14 protein-coding genes and 1 pseudogene are annotated in these 19,647 nt (G+C 64.5%); 13 read left to right on the forward strand and 2 right to left on the reverse strand.

Annotation, left to right across the window (positions count from 1 at the left end; all coding sequences use genetic code 11):
- Nucleotides 1-371: 371 nt before the first annotated feature.
- Together E9536_RS11290 and E9536_RS11295 are read left to right on the forward strand one after the other, a co-directional pair.
- Nucleotides 372-5,870: pseudogene (locus E9536_RS11290) on the forward strand (YadA-like family protein); the annotation flags it as partial.
- Nucleotides 5,871-5,952: 82 nt separating this feature from the next.
- The gene (locus E9536_RS11295; RefSeq protein WP_060084006.1) at nucleotides 5,953-6,768 is read left to right on the forward strand and encodes an EAL domain-containing protein; all 816 of its coding nucleotides are present in this window, start codon (nucleotides 5,953-5,955) and stop codon (nucleotides 6,766-6,768) included.
- A gap of 291 nt (nucleotides 6,769-7,059) precedes the next feature.
- On the opposite strand, the gene E9536_RS11300 is transcribed toward E9536_RS11295, so the two are convergent.
- Nucleotides 7,060-7,743: a GntR family transcriptional regulator gene (locus tag E9536_RS11300; protein ID WP_049098221.1), complete on the reverse strand. Its 684-nt coding sequence runs from the start codon at nucleotides 7,741-7,743 to the stop codon at nucleotides 7,060-7,062.
- Between the two features lie 542 nt (nucleotides 7,744-8,285).
- Here E9536_RS11300 and E9536_RS11305 point away from each other — a divergent pair.
- The 3 genes from E9536_RS11305 (at nucleotide 8,286) to groL (ending at nucleotide 11,696) form a co-directional block, all read left to right on the forward strand.
- On the forward strand, nucleotides 8,286-9,056 hold the full coding sequence (locus tag E9536_RS11305; protein ID WP_136469873.1) for a response regulator transcription factor: 771 nt from the start codon (nucleotides 8,286-8,288) through the stop codon (nucleotides 9,054-9,056).
- A 659-nt stretch (nucleotides 9,057-9,715) separates the two neighbouring features.
- Entirely contained in the window at nucleotides 9,716-10,009 is a 294-nt protein-coding gene (groES, locus tag E9536_RS11310) for a co-chaperone GroES (protein ID WP_011351136.1), read from the forward strand.
- Between the two features lie 46 nt (nucleotides 10,010-10,055).
- Entirely contained in the window at nucleotides 10,056-11,696 is a 1,641-nt protein-coding gene (groL, locus tag E9536_RS11315; RefSeq protein WP_021163332.1) for a chaperonin GroEL, read from the forward strand.
- Nucleotides 11,697-11,883: 187 nt separating this feature from the next.
- Here groL and E9536_RS11320 read toward each other — a convergent pair whose 3' ends face one another.
- Entirely contained in the window at nucleotides 11,884-12,750 is an 867-nt protein-coding gene (locus E9536_RS11320) for a hydroxymethylpyrimidine/phosphomethylpyrimidine kinase (RefSeq protein ID WP_027788204.1), read from the reverse strand.
- Between the two features lie 254 nt (nucleotides 12,751-13,004).
- Here E9536_RS11320 and E9536_RS11325 point away from each other — a divergent pair, with 254 nt between their 5' ends.
- The 8 genes from E9536_RS11325 (at nucleotide 13,005) to E9536_RS11360 (ending at nucleotide 19,631) form a co-directional block, all read left to right on the forward strand.
- Nucleotides 13,005-13,175 carry a rubredoxin gene (locus tag E9536_RS11325; RefSeq protein WP_004186709.1) on the forward strand — a complete coding sequence of 57 codons (171 nt, stop codon included), beginning with the start codon at nucleotides 13,005-13,007 and terminating at the stop codon, nucleotides 13,173-13,175.
- 103 nt (nucleotides 13,176-13,278) lie between these two features.
- Entirely contained in the window at nucleotides 13,279-14,580 is a 1,302-nt protein-coding gene (locus tag E9536_RS11330; RefSeq protein WP_060372244.1) for a hypothetical protein, read from the forward strand.
- Nucleotides 14,581-14,774: 194 nt separating this feature from the next.
- The gene (locus E9536_RS11335) at nucleotides 14,775-15,353 is read left to right on the forward strand and encodes a YqgE/AlgH family protein (protein WP_027788202.1); all 579 of its coding nucleotides are present in this window, start codon (nucleotides 14,775-14,777) and stop codon (nucleotides 15,351-15,353) included.
- Nucleotides 15,350-15,799 carry a Holliday junction resolvase RuvX gene (ruvX, locus tag E9536_RS11340; RefSeq protein WP_027788201.1) on the forward strand — a complete coding sequence of 150 codons (450 nt, stop codon included), beginning with the start codon at nucleotides 15,350-15,352 and terminating at the stop codon, nucleotides 15,797-15,799. The genes E9536_RS11335 and ruvX overlap by 4 nt, the downstream gene beginning before the upstream one ends.
- The gene (gene pyrR / locus E9536_RS11345; protein ID WP_059695976.1) at nucleotides 15,786-16,298 is read left to right on the forward strand and encodes a bifunctional pyr operon transcriptional regulator/uracil phosphoribosyltransferase PyrR; all 513 of its coding nucleotides are present in this window, start codon (nucleotides 15,786-15,788) and stop codon (nucleotides 16,296-16,298) included. Before ruvX ends, pyrR begins: the two co-directional genes overlap by 14 nt.
- 73 nt (nucleotides 16,299-16,371) lie before the next feature.
- Nucleotides 16,372-17,403, forward strand: coding sequence for an aspartate carbamoyltransferase catalytic subunit (locus tag E9536_RS11350; RefSeq protein WP_006476735.1), 1,032 nt, complete (start codon nucleotides 16,372-16,374; stop codon nucleotides 17,401-17,403).
- A gap of 61 nt (nucleotides 17,404-17,464) precedes the next feature.
- Nucleotides 17,465-18,754, forward strand: coding sequence for a dihydroorotase (locus tag E9536_RS11355; protein ID WP_136469874.1), 1,290 nt, complete (start codon nucleotides 17,465-17,467; stop codon nucleotides 18,752-18,754).
- A 19-nt stretch (nucleotides 18,755-18,773) separates the two neighbouring features.
- On the forward strand, nucleotides 18,774-19,631 hold the full coding sequence (locus E9536_RS11360; protein WP_136469875.1) for a lysophospholipid acyltransferase family protein: 858 nt from the start codon (nucleotides 18,774-18,776) through the stop codon (nucleotides 19,629-19,631).
- Nucleotides 19,632-19,647 lie beyond the last annotated feature (16 nt).

Below are 19,647 nucleotides of genomic sequence, written 5' to 3' on the forward strand. Positions count from 1 at the left end.
GTGCGGGCCGCCTTCGACTGGAAATCAGCGATGAACCAGTTTGCTATCCTGTTTGGCGAGCGATTCACGCAGGCGCGCGGATAAGGCGCTGTTCAACCGCCTCGCCCACAAAAATGCGGACAGGTTCGACGGGCCCGACAACCAGCTACAACATGGGCTGTACCACCGGCAGCGACGTGCTTTTCATGGGCGGCTATTCAGGGGGGCCGGGAATCAATTCGGGCGCCAGCACGTCGACCACATGGATCACTGTCAACAACGCGACGACGCCAAGTTCGAGCGTCACCGGCTCCATACCGGGGCAGTCGATCGAACTGTATGCACCGGGAAGCATCATCCTGAATGGCAGTAACGTCAACGTATCCAGCAATAAAATCATCAACCTTGCGAACGGTACCGTTGCCGCCGGCAGCGGGGACGCGGTCAACGGCGGCCAACTGTTTACGCTGTCGACTTCGACGTCGACCGGCTTGTCGTCGGCCACCAGCTCGATTTCTTCGCTGTCGACGTCGACTTCGACGGGGCTGTCGTCCGCGAACAGCTCGATCACGTCGCTGTCGACCTCGGCGTCGACGGGCTTGTCGTCGGCCACCAGTTCGATTTCTTCGCTGTCCACGTCGACCTCGACGGGCATTAGCTCGCTGTCCACTGGCCTGAGTTCGGCTAATAGCACGGTGTCGTCGCTGTCGACTTCGACGTCGACGGGCTTGTCGTCGGCGAACAGTTCGATCTCCTCGTTGTCCACGTCGACCTCGACTGGCATCAGCTCGCTGTCGACCGGCCTGAGCTCGACCAACAGCTCGGTGTCGTCGCTGTCGACCTCGACGTCGACGGGTTTGTCGTCCGCGAACAGCTCGATCACGTCGCTGTCGACCTCGACGTCGACGGGCCTGTCGTCGGCGAACAGTTCGATATCCTCGTTGTCCACGTCGACCTCGACGGGCATCAGCTCGCTGTCGACCGGCCTGAGTTCGACGGATAGCTCGGTGTCATCGCTGTCGACTTCCACGTCGACGGGGCTGTCGTCGGCGAATAGCTCAATCTCCTCGTTGTCGACCTCGACTTCGACGGGTCTGTCGTCCGCGAACAGTTCGATCTCCTCGTTGTCCACGTCGACCTCGACGGGCATCAGCTCGCTGTCGACCGGCCTGAGCTCGACCAACAGCTCGGTGTCGTCGCTGTCGACCTCGACGTCGACGGGTTTGTCGTCCGCGAACAGCTCGATCATGTCGCTGTCGACCTCGACGTCGACGGGCCTGTCGTCGGCGAACAGTTCGATATCCTCGTTGTCCACGTCGACCTCGACTGGCTTGTCGTCGGCCAACAGCTCGATTTCTTCGCTGTCCACCTCGACTTCGACGGGCATCGGCTCGCTGTCGACCGGCCTGAGTTCGACGGATAGCTCGGTGTCATCGCTGTCGACTTCCACGTCGACGGGGCTGTCGTCGACGAATAGCTCAATCTCCTCGTTGTCGACCTCGACTTCGACGGGTCTGTCGTCCGCGAACAGCTCGATCACGTCGCTGTCGACCTCGACGTCGACCGGTCTTTCGACGGCGAACAGCTCGATTTCTTCGCTGTCCACCTCGACCTCGACGGGCATCAATTCGTTGTCGACGGGCCTGAGCTCGACGGATAGCTCGGTGTCGTCGCTGTCGACTTCCACGTCGACGGGGCTGTCGTCGGCGAACAGCTCAATCTCCTCGTTGTCCACGTCGACCTCGACGGGCATCAACTCGCTGTCGACGGGCTTGAGCTCGACGGATAGTACGGTGTCGTCGTTGTCGACCTCGACGTCGACCGGTCTTTCGACGGCGAACAGCTCGATTTCTTCGCTGTCCACGTCGACCTCGACGGGCATCAATTCGCTGTCGACGGGCCTGAGCTCGACGGATAGCTCGGTGTCGTCGCTGTCGACTTCCACGTCGACGGGTTTGTCGTCGGCGAACAGCTCAATCTCCTCGTTGTCGACCTCGACTTCGACGGGTCTGTCATCCGCGAACAGCTCGATCACGTCGCTGTCGACCTCGACGTCGACGGGCTTGTCGTCGGCGAACAGCTCGATTTCTTCGCTGTCCACGTCGACCTCGACGGGCATCAACTCATTGTCGACGGGCCTGAGTTCGACGGATAGCTCGGTGTCGTCGCTGTCGACCTCGACGTCGACCGGTCTGTCGTCGGCGAACAGCTCGATTTCTTCGCTGTCCACCTCGACTTCGACGGGCATCAACTCGTTGTCGACCGGCCTGAGCTCGACGGATAGCTCGGTGTCGTCGCTGTCGACGTCAACATCGACCGGTCTGTCGACGGCCAACAGCTCGATTTCTTCGCTGTCCACGTCGACCTCGACGGGCATCAACTCGTTGTCGACGGGCCTGAGCTCGACGGATAGCTCGGTGTCGTCGCTGTCGACCTCGACGTCGACCGGTCTGTCGTCGGCCAACAGCTCGATCTCCTCACTGTCCACGTCGACATCGACGGGCATCAACTCGCTGTCGACCGGTCTGAGCTCGACGGATAGCTCGGTGTCGTCGTTGTCGACTTCGACGTCGACGGGTTTGTCGTCGGCGAATAGCTCGATTTCTTCGCTGTCCACGTCGACCTCGACGGGCATCAGCTCGCTGTCGACGGGCCTGAGCTCGACCGATAGCTCGGTGTCGTCGCTGTCGACCTCGACGTCGACCGGCTTGTCATCGGCCAACAGTTCGATCTCTTCGCTGTCCACGTCGACCTCGACGGGCATCAGCTCGCTGTCGACGGGTCTGAGCTCGACCGATAGCTCGGTGTCGTCGCTGTCGACCTCGACGTCGACTGGCTTGTCGTCGGCCACCAGCTCGATCTCTTCGCTGTCCACGTCGACCTCGACGGGCATCAACTCGCTGTCGACCGGTCTGAGCTCGACGGATAGCTCGGTGTCGTCGTTGTCGACTTCGACGTCGACGGGTTTGTCGTCGGCGAATAGCTCGATTTCTTCGCTGTCCACGTCGACCTCGACGGGCATCAGCTCGCTGTCGACGGGCCTGAGCTCGACCGACAGCTCGGTGTCGTCGCTGTCGACTTCGACGTCGACCGGCTTGTCATCGGCCAACAGTTCGATATCTTCGCTGTCCACGTCGACCTCGACGGGCATCAGCTCGCTGTCGACGGGCCTGAGCTCGACCGATAGCTCGGTGTCGTCGCTGTCGACCTCGACGTCGACTGGCTTGTCGTCGGCCACCAGCTCGATCTCTTCGCTGTCCACGTCGACTTCGACGGGCATCAGCTCGCTGTCGACGGGCCTGAGCTCGACCGATAGCTCGGTGTCGTCGCTGTCGACCTCGACGTCGACTGGCTTGTCGTCGGCCACCAGCTCGATCTCTTCGCTGTCCACGTCGACTTCGACGGGCATCAACTCGTTGTCGACGGGCCTGAGCTCGACCGATAGCACGGTGTCGTCGCTGTCGACTTCAACGTCGACGGGTTTGTCGTCGGCCAACAGCTCGATCTCTTCGCTGTCCACGTCGACTTCGACGGGTTTGTCATCGGCCAACAGCTCGATCACGTCGCTGTCGACCTCGACGTCGACGGGCTTGTCGTCCGCGAACAGCTCGATCACGTCGCTGTCGACTTCAACGTCGACCGGCTTGTCGTCGGCCACCAGCTCGATTTCTTCGTTGTCCACGTCGACCTCGACGGGGCTGTCGTCCGCGAATAGCTCGATTTCTTCGCTGTCCACCTCGACTTCGACGGGCATCAGCTCGCTGTCGACCGGCCTGAGCTCAACGGATAGCACGGTGTCGTCGCTGTCGACGTCAACATCGACCGGTCTTTCGACGGCGAGCAGCTCGATTTCTTCGCTGTCCACCTCGACCTCGACGGGTCTGTCGTCCGCCAACAGCTCGATCACGTCGCTGTCGACTTCGACGTCGACCGGTCTGTCGTCGGCGAACAGCTCGATCTCTTCGCTGTCCACGTCGACCTCGACGGGTCTGTCGTCCGCGAACAGCTCGATCACGTCGCTGTCGACTTCGACGTCGACCGGCTTGTCGTCGGCCACCAGCTCGATTTCTTCGTTGTCCACGTCGACCTCGACGGGCCTTTCATCCGCGAACAGCTCGATTTCCTCGCTGTCCACGTCGACTTCGACCAGCATCGGCTCGCTGTCCACCGGCCTGAGCAGCACGAACAGCACGATCCTGTCGCTGTCCACCTCGACGTCGACGGGTATCGGCTCCTTGTCCACGGGGCTCAGTTCGACCAACAGTTCGATGACGTCGCTGTCCACGTCGACCTCGACCGCGATCGAAGCCGCGAAAACGCACTACTACAGCGTCAATGATGGAGGTGCGCAAGGGGCGAACTACGCGAACAGCGCAGCGACGGGCATCTACTCGCTGGCCGCCGGCGTAGCCGCAACTGCCGCGGGCGCAAGCAGTGTCGCGGTCGGCTACGGCTCGAACGCACAATCGGACGGCTCGGTCGCGATCGGTCAAAGCGCGTCGGCAACAGGTGGCAAGGCCGTGTCGATCGGCTCCGGCAATACCGCGAGCGGCGACGGCGCGGTCGCGATCGGCGACCCGAGCGTCGCGACGGGCACCGGCGCAGTCGCGATGGGTGCGAACGACACGGCGACCGGTACCGGCGCAGTGGCGCTCGGCAATGCGAGCACGGCAACCGGCAACAGCGCGCTCGCACTCGGCAACTCGAGCCAGGCCACCGCGGACAACACGATCGCACTCGGCAACCAGGCCACGGCCAGCGCGATCGGCGCGCAAGCCTACGGGTCGGGCGCGACGGCCAGCGCGACCGACGCACTCGCGCTCGGTTCGAATGCCACCGCGAACGTTGCCAACTCGATCGCGCTCGGTGCGAACGCGGTCACCGGCAATGCGGTCGCGGTGTCGAGCGTCACGGTCGGCGGTGTCGCGTACTCGGTCGCCGGCGCCAGTCCGGTGGGCGTCCTGAGCATCGGTTCGCCGGGCGCGGAACGCCAGATCACGAACGTCGCTGCCGGCCAGGTGTCGGCCACCAGCACGGACGCGATCAACGGCAGCCAGTTGAACGCGACGAACCAGGCGGTCAACAGCCTGTCGACGTCGACCGCGACGAACGTCGCATCGCTGTCGACGGGTATCAACTCGCTGTCGACGGGGTTGAGTTCGACCAACAGCAACGTATCGTCGCTGTCCACCTCGACCTCAACCGCGATCAACGCGCTGTCGACATCGACGGCGGCCGGTCTCAGTTCCCTGTCCACCGGCCTGAGCACGACGAACAACAGCGTGGCCTCGCTGTCGACTGGCGTGACGAACATCAACAACCAGTTGAGTCAGCTTTCCACGTTGATGACGACGAACACGACGAACACCGCCGGCGTCGCTGCCGACATGAACGGCACCGGCTCCGACAAACCAACCGTCACTGCCGGCTCGAACTCGGTGGCAATCGGCGCGAATTCGAACGACGGCGGTCGCTCGAACGTGGTGTCGGTCGGCAGCGACACGCAGCAGCGCCAGATCACGAACGTCGCGCCGGGTACGCAAGGCACCGACGCGGTGAACGTGAACCAGCTGACGCAGGTGCAGACGACGCTGTCGACGGCACTGTCGGGCCAGCAGGCGCAGATCAACTCGCTGGGTTCGCAACTGCAGCAGACCGACCAGATGGCGAAGCAGGGTATCGCGGCCGTCGGCGCGATGGCGTCGATCCCGCAGCTCGATCGTGACGCCAACTTCGGGATGGGTGTGGGCACGTCGACCTTCCTCGGCCAGAAGGCGATGGCGGTCAACATGCAGGCGCGCATCACGGACAACCTGAAGGCGTCGATCAACGGCGGCTTCAGCGGCGGTCAGAAGGTGATCGGCGCCGGCATGCTGTATCAGTGGAAATAATTGCATGTTCGCGCACGGCCGACTGAAAGCCCGGAGCGGGAGCAAGGCGTATCGGCGGGCACCGGAATTTCGAGTGCGTGCATTGGAGATCGCTGTGGATGGTGCGGCCGTGCGTTGCAATACCGATGATCTTGTCGAAGACGCGGAGCGTGGATTGGCGCGGAAGGAGTTCTTTTTCGTTTATCAGCCAAAGCTCCGCCTTCAGACCGGATTGTTGTCCGGATTCGAGTCATTGATACGCTGGCAGCATCCGGAGCGCGGCGTGTTGATGCCGGCGGCGTTCATTGACCTCGTCGAAGATTCGCATCTGACATGCCGATTCACTGATTATGTGGTCGAGGAGTCCGCGCGCGTGCTCGCCGGTTGGGCTGCGCTCGGCTATGACGATTTGTCTCTGTCCGTCAATTTGCCCGCTCATGAAGTCACGCGGCCGGGAATGGCAAGAAGACTGGCGCTCGTTCTGGATTCCTACGCCGTCCGTGCCGCGAATTTTCAGATTGAACTGACGGAGTCCATCGATCCTGGCCCGATAGAGGCACTTGCCGCGGCCGTGTCATCGATTCGAGATCTTGGGGCGAGCGTTGCGATCGATGATTTTGGTTCGGGGTGCTGGTCGTTGACCAAATTGCATGGCCTGGCTGTCGATACACTCAAGCTGGATCGATCCTTCATGCGCGACGTTCATGAAAGTGCTGAATCGAGAGCGATGGTCGAAGCGCTCGTCGAGCTTGGGAGCCGCTTGAAGAAGAACGTCGTCGTGGAGGGTGTCGAAACCAGGGCTCAGTTCGAGTGGCTGAGAGAAATGATGCAGATTGATTGCCAGGGATACTACATCTCCGAACCCGTTCGAGAGGAGCAGGTGGATCGATTGATCGAACGATGCGGAATTCCGGGGTGAAGCGAGGGCGTTGTTGTTCAGGGGGAATCCACTTGACCGCGGCCTGGCGGGGCGTGACGAGTGTGGCACTCCGTGACGGGTCGACATGGGCGGGGTGTCCACGCGATGCCTTCAGGGGATGATGCCGTTGCGTCAAAACCGGCATGCTTACGAGCGAGCGTGCGCATTATTTGCCGGGCACAGGCGCAGGCTCGACTCATCGAAGGCGCGGGATCGAACGTGCCATGTAACGCATGAAAGGACAGGCCGCAACCTTGAGTCGATATCGCGAATCGAAGCCGAAAAGTACGATCAGGCCGACACGCGCGAGTGATGCGGTTCAAAGTCGCGAGTAAAGCAATCTCGCGTGAATGCGTCGATATAGTCCATCATCAAATCGGATGAGCGTCCGGCTTCCTGCTCGTCACCGGCAGCGACTGCTCGCGCGACTCTCGTGTGCTGCAGGCTCGCCGACGGCAAATCATCCAGCTGCTTGTGATACATGAAGTAAAAGCGTCGCGACAGGGCATGTAACGGCGCGATGGCCTCGGCGGCGAACCGATTCCGTGAAAACTGCGCGATGAGTTGATTGATCGCATAGACGCATCTCAAGTAGGCGACGACGTCTCGAGATTCGCCTGCCGCGTCGAGTTTTTTGGCGATTTCGCGGATCTGTTCGCGCTCCTCTGGCAATGACCGCCGTGCAGCGCGTTGCGCGATGAGGCGTTGGAGTTCACGGCGCGTTTCGAGTACGAGCAACTGATCATGAATGTTCGGGACGGTGATCATGATGCCGTGTCGTGGAACGATCTGAAGGAGATGCGACGCAGCCAGTCGTTGCGCGGCCTCGCGAACCGGCGTTCTCCCGGTATTCAGCTTTTCTGCGAGAGAGGCCTCGGACCAGACGCTGCCGGGCGCAAGCTCCAGCGTGACGATGAGTTCCTCGAGTTTATCGTGGGCTTGTTCGGCCAAGGTACTGCCAGTCAGTCCGTTCATTTGCCTAAGTGTTTGCCTGAGGAATATCACTAACATATTAGTCAGGTCCCCCCTTGTTTTCAACTCGAGACTTAAAAAGGGCAAGGTCGAGGAACGGGTTTACCCCCCTTTGATCTCTGGCAGGTGTCTCGATATCCTACTGATATGTTAGTAACATTTGAGTGGCATGGTATGTGGATGCGCCATTTCGAGCCAGGGCGGGCGATGAGTTTGCTCGACGCGTCGATCGCTATCGAGGCCGGCATGAAATGGCAATCCAGGCGCCGGCTTGCCTGGCAGGCTCGCGACGGTCTGCCAATCCGCATCGTCAACGCCGCTCTTTGGTGTTGGGCACGGAACAGCGGGTACTTGGAGAAGTTGATGACGGGAAAGGTTGCAAGGTCGTGTATCGCTGGATGGTGAGGTTGATGTAGGGGTGAGATGAGGTTGGTTTCAATCGGTCGGCGTTATCAAAAACAAAACATACGTTCAGACCTGTGTATTCAGGCGATCGATTTGGAGTGCGATGAAAATCATTCGGGTCGACGAAGGCTGGGGGTGTTATGAGTATCTTGTTAGTGGAAGGGGATCACGATCAGGCGTCGGCCCTTGAAAGGGCGCTGCACGGGTCGGGTCAGGAAATTTTCCGGGTGTGCGATAGCACACGGGCTGTTCAGTTTCTGAAAAAGGAGAGGGTCGAACTCATCGTGCTCGATTGGCGAATTCCAGATGCCAACGGCCTGAATTTGCTGCACTGGATTCGGGCCAACGTCGGAGATGAGCCGGTCGTTTTGTTCCTTGCCGCGAGAACGCTTGAAGCAGATGTTGCCGCCGCGCTGGACGCAGGAGCCGACGAGTACATCGGCAAGCCGTTCCGCGAGATCGAGTTGGCCGCTCGCGTCAACGCGCTGTTGCGTCGAAATGGCCGCAACAAGAAACCCGACAGCAGGGTCGAGGTCGGAGCGTATGTGTTGAACCCGCTGGCGCGCACAATCGCCGTGCACGGAAAGATCATCGACTTGACGGCAAAGGAATTTGCGCTGGCAAATTTCCTGTTCACCAACATCGGGAGCGTGCTTTCCCGGGATTCCCTGTCGACGCTGGCGTGGGGGCGAGCGCTCGATGGAACATCGCGGAGCCTCGACACGCATATCTATCGACTTCGACAAAAATTGGCGCTTCGTCCGGAAAACGGGCTTCAATTGAGTGCCGTGTATACGCATGGCTACCGGCTCGATATGGTCGACGACTTTTCGATGGCGGAGAATTTTGCGGCCCGCGGCCCGGTCCCGCAGCGTGCGATTGTCGAGAGCCCTGCTTCCGCGCTGGTTTAGACAATTCCGGGAGATTCGTCCGTCTAATTGTGTGAAGGTGATCCGGGCTGCTCTCGGCGGTTATCGCGTGGGCAGCCCGTTTCGCGCCAGCGATTTCGTGGATCCGATGCATGACGTGTCGACGGGCAGGTCGTCCGGGTTCTGTGCGATTCCGTGCGCCAGCCATGGCGCAGCAAGATGATGAACTTCTCTTGTCTAGAGGGGACGAATGCGGTGCGGTGCCTCCTCCCCGCGGGCGCAGTGGGGTATTCGTACCCCATATAATTTGCCTGGGTTTGCCCGGATACGCGGGATATCCCTGAGGGATCGTGGCCGTGTGGTTTTCCGGTGGGGACGGATCGGGCAAGTGGCGCGCGGCGTCTTCCCGGTTTCTCGGGCTGTCGCCCGGGTTTATGTCCAAGCTATTGTTTTTGCAGGACATATCGGGGGTTTCCCTGGTTCGTCGAGGTTGTCCCGGGTTCACGTTCGGGTGAGCAACGTTCGAGGTCGAGCGGGCTTCGCCGGCCCGAAAAAAACCGTCAATTCCCCTTCTTGAATTTGTCAAAACCCGTCCATATAATTAGCACTCGCTGCACGAGAGTGCTAACAATTCTCTGCCGGGCGATAAGCCGGGCAGATTCCCTAAGCGTTCTTCAATCTCAGTCAAGAGAGGAGTGAATATGAACCTTCGTCCTTTGCACGATCGCGTGATCGTCAAGCGCCTGGATCAGGAAACCAAGACCGCCTCGGGCATCGTGATCCCCGACGCCGCTGCTGAAAAGCCGGACCAGGGCGAAGTCCTGGCCGTCGGCCCGGGCAAGCGTGACGACAAGGGCGCCCCGATCGCGCTCGACGTGAAGGTCGGCGATCGCGTCCTGTTCGGCAAGTACGCAGGCCAGACCGTGAAGGTCGACGGCAACGAACTGCTGGTCATGCGCGAAGAAGACATCATGGCCGTGGTCAACGCCAAGTAAGCGTCCACCGACGGTACATATTCCCAAGAATTCAAGGAGTTAGAAGATGGCAGCTAAAGACGTCGTATTCGGCGATTCCGCCCGTTCGAAGATGGTCGAAGGCGTGAACATTCTCGCCAACGCAGTCAAGGTCACGCTGGGTCCGAAGGGCCGCAACGTGGTGCTCGAGCGCAGCTTCGGCGGCCCGACGGTCACCAAGGACGGTGTGTCGGTCGCGAAGGAAATCGAGCTGAAGGACAAGCTCCAGAACATGGGCGCGCAAATGGTCAAGGAAGTTGCTTCCAAGACCAGCGACAACGCAGGCGACGGCACGACGACGGCAACCGTCCTCGCGCAATCGATCGTTCGCGAAGGCATGAAGTACGTCGCATCGGGCATGAACCCGATGGACCTGAAGCGCGGCATCGACAAGGCAGTCGCAGCGGCTGTCGACGAGCTGAAGAAGATCAGCAAGCCGTGCACGACGAACAAGGAAATCGCACAGGTCGGCTCGATCTCGGCGAACAGCGACACGTCGATCGGCGATCGCATCGCTGAAGCGATGGACAAGGTCGGCAAGGAAGGCGTCATCACCGTCGAAGACGGCAAGTCGCTGGCCGACGAACTCGACGTCGTCGAAGGCATGCAGTTCGACCGCGGTTACCTGTCGCCGTACTTCATCAACAACCCGGAAAAGCAAGTCGCCGTCCTCGACAACCCGTTCGTGCTGCTGCACGACAAGAAGGTGTCGAACATCCGTGATCTGCTGCCGGTGCTCGAGCAAGTCGCGAAGGCTGGCCGTCCGCTGCTGATCATCGCTGAAGACATCGAAGGCGAAGCGCTCGCAACGCTGGTCGTGAACAACATCCGCGGCATCCTGAAGACCGTTGCGGTCAAGGCGCCTGGCTTCGGCGATCGTCGCAAGGCGATGCTGGAAGACATCGCGATCCTGACGGGCGGCCAAGTGATCGCCGAAGAAACCGGCCTGACGCTCGAGAAGGCAACGCTGGCAGAACTGGGCCAGGCGAAGCGCATCGAAGTGGGCAAGGAAAACACGACGATCATCGACGGCGCAGGCGAAGCCGTGAACATCGAAGCACGCGTGAAGCAAGTGCGCGCGCAAATCGAAGAAGCGACGTCGGACTACGACCGTGAAAAGCTGCAAGAGCGCGTGGCCAAGCTGGCCGGCGGTGTTGCGGTGATCAAGGTCGGCGCAGCGACCGAAGTCGAAATGAAGGAAAAGAAGGCACGTGTCGAAGACGCACTGCACGCAACGCGCGCAGCTGTGGAAGAAGGCATCGTGGCAGGTGGCGGCGTTGCGCTGATCCGCGCTCGCACCGCGATCGCAGGCCTGACCGGCGCGAACGCCGACCAGAACGCCGGCATCAAGATCGTGCTGCGCGCAATGGAAGAGCCGCTGCGTCAGATCGTCACGAACGGCGGCGAAGAAGCCAGCGTCGTGGTGGCGGCAGTTGCTGCAGGTACGGGCAACTACGGCTACAACGCAGCGACGGGCGAGTACGTCGACATGGTCGAAGCCGGCGTCGTCGACCCGACCAAGGTCACGCGTACCGCACTGCAGAACGCAGCTTCGGTTGCAGGCCTGCTGCTGACGACGGACGCAGCTGTTGCCGAACTGCCGAAGGAAGACGCACCGATGCCGGGCGGCATGCCGGGCGGCATGGGCGGCATGGGCATGGACATGTAATCGACTTCGGTCGATGGTGTCCGGAGCGCGCAGCGATGCGCGTTCCAGCCAAAAGAAAAGACCCGCAGCGATGCGGGTCTTTTTTTATTGGTGCCGTTGAATCGGCGGCGGGTGCGGGACGGCCGGGTGCGGCAAGGATGGCGCCGCGAGTTCGCCGCGACGGCGGGACGTGCCCGCCGTGTTCGGCTCAATGCCGGTGCGACGTCCTCGGCACCGGGTCGACCTTCACCGCCGGCGGGGTATCGGCGTCTTCATTGCTGCGCGCCCAGAAGAACCGGTCGGGCAAATACGCGCCCATGCCGGGCCGGAACGCGTCACGCACGGCCTGGTACAGGTATTCCTGCGCTTCACGAACCGCTTCGGGCGGCTCCTGGCCGTTCGCGAGCAGTGCCGCGATGGCCGCGCCCAGCGTGTCGGTGATGCCCATCAGCCGATGCGGCGAACGATCCCACATGTCCTCGCGCAACTGGCCTTCTTCGCCGTACAGCGTGTTGACGAGCCGGTGCGAGCCGGTCTCGGACGACAGGATGTACTCGCAGCCCTGCGACAGCAGGTGCGACACGGCTGCGTCGAGATTCGGCGCCTCGGCGTCGCCGTCCGGCTGTGCGAGCGCGATCAGCGTCGCGTAGTCGGCAACCAGCAGCGTGGTTTGCGGCGCGAGCAGGTCGGCGATCGATTCGCGCAGGTCGTCGGCGGCGAGCACGTGTTCGTCGTCGAGCGTGAAGTCCGGCGCGAGTACGAGCGGCACGCCGTCGTAGTCGGCGACGACCTCGGCGATCGCGCTCACGACTTCCGCACGCGTCGCCGCGCCGATCTTGAATGCGGCAACCGGCATGTCTTCGAGCAGCATGCGGGCCTGGGCGGCGACCACGTCGGGATCGAGGCCGGTGACTTCGTCGCAGGCGGCCGAGTCGCGCACCGTGTAGCCCGTCAGGACGGACACGCCGTGACAGCCCATGCTCGCCAGGGTCATCAGATCGGCTTGGAGGCCGGAGCCGCCGGTGGGATCGGACAGGCCGAAGGTGAGGACGATCGGAGGGGCGTTGCTGGACATGTAAAAATGGGGCAAGAGAAAAACGGGAAAGCGACGGACATGCGGACGGCGAGGCGAAATGGGCGTTTTCGGCCCTGTGTTGCCCGGCAGGCCGCACTTTTCAGCCATTATGCGGCGGAATCCGGCCCGCACGACGGATTTTTTAGCGCAGCGCAACGTAGTCGCCTTACTCCAGCGCGATTGCTAGGCAGTCCGGCCCCGACACGGTACCATCATGGCTCCCGAATTTACCGACTTTCCCGACGCGGCTTAAGATGGAATACAAGAGCTGGATGTGCCTGATTTGTGGCTGGATTTATGACGAAGAAGCCGGGCTGCCCGAAGAGGGCATCGCCCCGGGCACGCGCTGGGAAGACGTCCCGATCAACTGGACGTGTCCTGAATGCGGCGCCCGCAAGGAAGACTTCGAGATGGTCCAGATCTGACCGGACCCTCGGCCCACGGCACACCGCTCAGGCCTCGCATCGGTCCGGCGCTCGCGCGCCGAGGCCTGCGCGAGCGACTTGACGATGACAGGCGCGCGTGTGCATGAGGCCCGAACCGGCGAACGTTCCCCACCCTGACGCATTGCCCAACCCGCGCGGCGGGGCCGTGCGCGCGGCCGACGCGTGGCTTGCGGCGGCTGCCGACGCATTCGAGCGTCGCGACGACGCGGCCGCGCCGCTGTCCGCCGCGGCGGCCGTGCTGGCGGAAGCCGGCTGGCTGCCGGCCGCGCGATTCGCGGGGCAGTTGTCGGCCGCCGTGCCGCTCGTCGCCGTCGAGCCGACTTCGGCCGGCTGGCGGGCCGCGCTGCGCGATTTCCGCGCGGCCGTCGGCCGCCACAACCTGCGCGAGCTCGCCTGCTCGCCCGTTCTCTTCGAACATTTCCGTGCCTTGCGCGCGCAAAGCGCCGCCGACCTGCGCGCGAGCGCGCCGCTCGACGCGCTCGCGCTCGTCGGCCGTGCGGTGCCGCCGGCCACGCTGCGCGCGTTGCCCGATGCGTTTGCGACCCGGATTCGTGCCCGCTACGAACAGGCGCTGCTTGGCGTGCTGCGCGCGGGACACGGCGCGCCTGATGCGGCACTCGCCGAACTCGACGCGATGCTGGCCGTGCTGGCGGGCGACGATCCCTACGATTTCTGGCGGCTCGCGGCCGCGTGCGTGCGCGCGCTGCGCGCCAGCGGCGCGCCGGAGCTGAAGCGCTTTCTCGCGCGGACGAACCTGCTGCTCGGCGAGCACGCGCAGGGCCGGCGCAGTGCGCCGCCGGAACTTGTGCGCGAGACGGTGGCGCTGCTGTGGCGCGATTTCGCGCTGTTCGGCGCCGCAGCCGAGGATGTTGCACTCGTCGACGTGCTGCACGACTACGGGCTGACGGTCGACTGGCACGTCGCCGGCACGCCCGCATCGGAGGCGCTGTGGGAGGCCGATGCCGCCCGGGCCGAGCACGATGCGGTTGCCGCCGCGCCGACCCGCGCGCTTGGCGTCGTGACGGTCAATGCGCATGCCTATGAGGATTTCCTGCAGACGGCCGATGCGTCGATGGCCGACCTCGCTGCCGATCCGGCCGCGGCCGACGCGGGGGCCGCATGGCACGCGTCTGGCGCCGCCTACCGGGTCGGTACGGCCGCATGCGCGCTCGGGCTCGGCCATGCGGCGCTCCTGGCCGACACGCTGGGCCTGGCGTGGCGGCGTGCGGCGCACGGCGTGCCGCTCGCCGACGGCGGCCTCGATGCGCACGGCCACGCGTCCGACATGCTGCGCGCGGCGCTGCTGAAGATCGCCGCCGGCGTGGCGCCGCCGGACCTCACCGCGGCGTCCGGCGCGCTCGGCGCGGCGCTCGGCCGGGCCTGACGAACAGGGGGACGAGCAAGGGGATGAACACGCGGCGGCGGCCCTTGCCGCGCGGGCCTGCAACACGCTGCCGACAGCGCCCGCGCGCGTGTTAGAGTGCCGTGTGATCCGCGCGCGCCGTTGCCAGCGCGGCGCGGCGTTGCTTGTTGATCGCGGCCCGGTCAGGCCGCGGCGTCTTTGCTAAAATTCAAACCATGTCAAAGCCTTCCGATCGCATCAATCTCACCAACCAGTTCCTGATCGCCATGCCGAACATGGCGGATCCGACGTTTTCAGGAACGGTGGTCTATCTTTGCGATCACAGCGAGCGCGGTGCGCTCGGCCTCGTCATCAATCGTCCTACCGACATCGACCTCGAATCGCTGTTCAACCGCATCGACCTGAAGCTCGACATCGAGCCGCTGCTGCACATCCCGGTGTATTTCGGCGGCCCGGTCCAGACCGAGCGCGGTTTCGTGCTGCATGAACCGGTGGAGGGCGCGAGCTACAACTCGTCGATGTCCGTCGAGGGTGGGCTGGAGATGACCACGTCGAAGGACGTGCTCGAGGCGGTCGCGACCGGCAACGGCCCGAAACGCTTCCTGCTGACGCTCGGCCATGCGGGCTGGGGGGCGGGGCAGCTCGAGGAAGAAATTTCCCGCAACGGCTGGCTGACCGTGGCCGCCGATCCGCGCATCGTGTTCGACACGCCGGCCGAAGAGCGTTTCGAAGCCGCGCTCGGCCTGCTCGGCGTCAGTTCGTCGATGCTGTCCGGCGAAGCAGGGCACGCATGAGTGGCGCGAGCGCGCGCGATGCGACGCTGCTCGCGTTCGACTACGGCGAAAAACGTATCGGCGTCGCGATCGGCAATGCGCTGACGCGCTCGGCCCGTGCGCTCGTCGTGATCCAGAACCTGAACCGCGAACACCGCTTCAAGGCGGTCGGCGACCTGCTGGCCGAATGGCGGCCGGACGCGCTCGTCGTCGGCCTGCCGATGCATCCGGACGGCACGCCGCACGACATGACGCAGCAGGCGAAGCGCTTCGGCAACCAGCTGAACGGCCGCTTCGGGCTGCCCGTCACCTGGGTCGACGAGCGTTATTCGTCGGTCGAGGCCGAGGCCGGGCTGCGCGAGCGTAACGTGCGCGGCCGTGCCCGGGCCGAGATGCTCGATGCCGAGGCCGCGCGCGTCATCCTTCAACAGTATCTCGATCAATTGTCCGACCATGAGCACCATTGACGCCGAGGCGCTTTACCGCGTCCTGCTCGACCAGATCCGCGCCGCGTACGGCACGGCTTTCGCCGAACCGGGCGGCCCGCGGCTCGCCGGCATTCACAGCGGCGGCGCATGGCTCGCCGAGCGCCTCGCGCGCGATCTCGGCGCGCCGGCGTTCGGCGTCGTGAACGTCGCGCTGCACCGCGACGATTACGCGAAAAAGGGGCTGCACAGCCAGGCCAGCCCGACGTCGCTGCCGTTCGAAATCGACGGCGCGCGCATCGTGCTCGTCGACGACGTGTTGTATACCGGGCGCACCGTGCGCGCGGCGCTCAACGAGCTGTTCGACTACGGCCGTCCGGCCGCGGTCGAGCTCGCGGTGCTCGCCGATCGCGGCGGCCGCGAGCTGCCGGTCGCCGCGCGCTTCGCGGGCGGCACGCTGGACGTGCCGGCCGGCGCGACGCTCGTGCTCGCGCGCGACGACGCGCAGTTCACGCTGCGCGTCGAGGCGCACGGCGCCTGAGCGGCACGCGAACCGTATCCCGGGCCGCTGGTTTGCACCGCGGCCCGTTTGCATAGTTGGAATCACGCACACCATGACCACCGACACCACTGGCCGCACCGGCAATCCCGCTGCGGCCGCGAGCCCCGACCGGTTCCGCTACGGCTTCCTGAAGGGCAATCCGCAGCTCACGAAAAACGGCGAGCTGAAGCACCTGCTGTCGATCGAGGGCCTGCCGCGCTCGATCGTCAATCACATCCTCGATACGGCCGAGCAGTTCGTCAGCGTGACGGACCGTGAAGTGAAGAAGGTGCCGCTGCTGCGCGGCAAGTCCGTGTTCAACCTGTTCTTCGAGAACTCGACGCGTACGCGCACGACCTTCGAGATCGCCGCGACGCGCCTGTCGGCCGACGTGCTGAACCTGAACATCAATGCGTCGTCGACGAGCAAGGGCGAATCGCTGCTCGACACGATCAACAACCTGTCGGCGATGCATGCCGACCTGTTCGTCGTGCGTCACGCGTCGAGCGGTGCGCCGTACCTGATCGCCGAGCACTGCGCACCGCACGTGCACGTGATCAACGCGGGCGACGGCCGTCATGCGCACCCGACGCAGGGCCTGCTCGACATGTACACGATCCGTCACTACAAGCGCGACTTCACGAAGCTGCGCGTGGCGATCGTCGGCGACATCCTGCATTCGCGCGTCGCCCGCTCCGACATCCACGCGCTCACCACGCTCGGCGTGCCGGAAGTGCGCGCGATCGGCCCGCGCACGCTGCTGCCGGGCGGCCTCGAGCAGATGGGCGTGAAGGTGTTCCACAACCTCGACGAAGGGCTGAAGGGCGTCGACGTGATCATCATGCTGCGCCTGCAGAACGAGCGGATGAGCGGCGCGCTGCTGCCGTCGGCGCAGGAATACTTCAAGACCTGGGGCCTGACGCCCGAGCGCCTCGCGCTCGCCGCGCCCGACGCGATCGTGATGCACCCCGGCCCGATGAACCGCGGCGTCGAGATCGACTCGCAGGTCGCCGACGGCCCGCAGTCGGTGATCCTCAACCAGGTCACGTTCGGCATCGCCGTGCGGATGGCGGTGATGGGCATCGTCGCCGGCAACAGCGACTGAGCCCGTTTTCGCGCATCCTGATCCAGGCACTCAACGCATTCAACGCATTCACAGACAGCGCATGAAGATTCATATCAAAGGCGGCACGCTGATCGACCCGGTCGCCGGCACCGAACGGCAGGCCGACGTTTTCGTCGCGGACGGCAAGATCGCCGCGATTGCCGACGCTGGCACCGCCGCGCCGGCCGGTTTCAACGCCGGGAAGACCATCGACGCATCGGGCCTGATCGTCGCGCCCGGCCTCGTCGACCTGTGCGCGCGGCTGCGCGAGCCGGGCTACGAGCACAAGGCGACGCTCGCGTCCGAGATGGCCGCTGCCGTCGCGGGCGGCGTCACGACCCTCGTCTGCCCGCCGGATACCGACCCCGTGCTCGACGAGCCTGGCCTCGTCGAGATGCTCAAGTTTCGCGCACGCAACCTCCACCAGGCGAACGTGCATCCGCTCGGCGCGCTGACGGTCGGCCTCAAGGGTGAAGTGATCACCGAGATGGTCGCGCTGACCGAGTCTGGCTGCGTCGGCTTCACGCATGCCAACGTGCCGGTGCGCGACACGCAGGTGCTGCTGCGTGCGCTGCAGTACGCGAGCACCTACGGCTACACGACGTGGCTGCGCCCGCAGGACGCATTCATCGGCCGTGGCGGCGTTGCCGCGAGCGGCGCGCTTGCGTCGCGGCTCGGGCTGTCCGGCGTGCCGGTCGCGGCCGAGACGATCGCGCTGCACACGATCTTCGAATTGATGCGCGTGACGGGCGCACGCGTGCACCTCGCGCGGCTGTCGTCGGCGGCCGGCCTCGCACTCGTGCGCGCGGCGAAGGCCGAGGGGCTGCCCGTGACGTGCGACGTCGGCGTGAATCACGTGCACCTGATCGATGTCGACATCGGCTACTTCGATTCGCAGTTCCGGCTCGATCCGCCGCTGCGCAGCGAGCGCGATCGCGAAGCGATTCGCGTGGCGCTCGCCGACGGGACGATCGACGCGATCTGCTCCGACCACACGCCGGTCGACGACGACGAGAAGCTGCTGCCGTTCGGCGAAGCGACGCCGGGCGCGACGGGGCTCGAGCTGCTGCTGTCGCTGACGCTGAAGTGGGCGGACGAGACGCGTACGCCGCTGGCGCAGGCGCTGCGCCGCATCACGTCCGCGCCGGCCGACGTGCTGCAGCTGCCGGCCGGCCGCCTCGCCGAAGGCGGCGCGGCCGACCTGTGCGTGTTCGATCCGCGCGCACACTGGCGCGTCGAGCCGCGTGCGCTGAAGAGCCAGGGCCACAACTCGCCGTTCCTCGGCTACGAACTGCCCGCCAGCGTGCGCACGACGCTCGTCGCCGGACAGATCGCGTTCGAGCGCCCCTGAACCACGCCGGACCTTCGCCATGATTGCCCTTCGCAAGCTGCGTCTCGTCTTTCACCTGTTGCGCGGCATGGCGATCGTCGCGCTGCGTTTTTCGCACGTCACGCCCGCGCGGCGTGCCGAGATGACGCGCCGCTGGTCGCTCAAGCTGCTGCGGATCTGCGGGATGCGCCTCGTCGTCCACAACGACGGCGCGCGGCTTGACGCGAGCGCGCTCGTGGTCGGCAATCACGTGTCCTGGCTCGACATCTACACGATCAACGCGTGGCGGCCGACGCCGTTCGTGTCGAAGGCCGAGGTGCGGCAATGGCCGGTCGTCGGCTGGCTCGCCGAGAAGCTCGACACCGTGTTCCTGCAGCGCGAGAAGCGCACCGAGGCGATGCGGGTCATGCACGAAATGGCCGAGCGCCTGCGCAACGGCGGGCTGATGTGCGTGTTTCCGGAAGGCACGACGACCGACGGGCAGGAACTGCTGCCGTTCCATGCGAACCTGTTCCAGGCCGCGGTATCGGCGGGCTGCGCGGTGCAGCCGATCTGCCTGATGTACGAGGACGCGCAGCGGCGGCAGTCGGTCGCGCCGGCCTACACGGGCGAGCTGGCGCTCGGCAAGTCGCTCGACATGGTGTTGCGCGGTGGCCCGATCGTCGCGCATCTTTACGTGTGCGAGCCGATCGCGCCGGGCGGCGACCGGCGGGCGACGTCCGCCGCGGCGCGCGATGCGATCGCGGCCGCGCTCGCGACGCTGCAGGAGAAGGTCGGCAAGCCGTCGGCCGAGTCGCTCGCGGAACTGGCGAAGCATGCGTATCCGGCGACCGAGGTCGGTGCCGGCGAAGCGGGCAACGAAGCGGCCGATGCGCCCGTGCCGGGGCGCGAGGGCTGACGCGTCGGGGCCGACC

Source organism: Burkholderia sp. LS-044 (assembly GCF_004803625.1).
Taxonomy (GTDB): domain Bacteria; phylum Pseudomonadota; class Gammaproteobacteria; order Burkholderiales; family Burkholderiaceae; genus Burkholderia; species Burkholderia cepacia.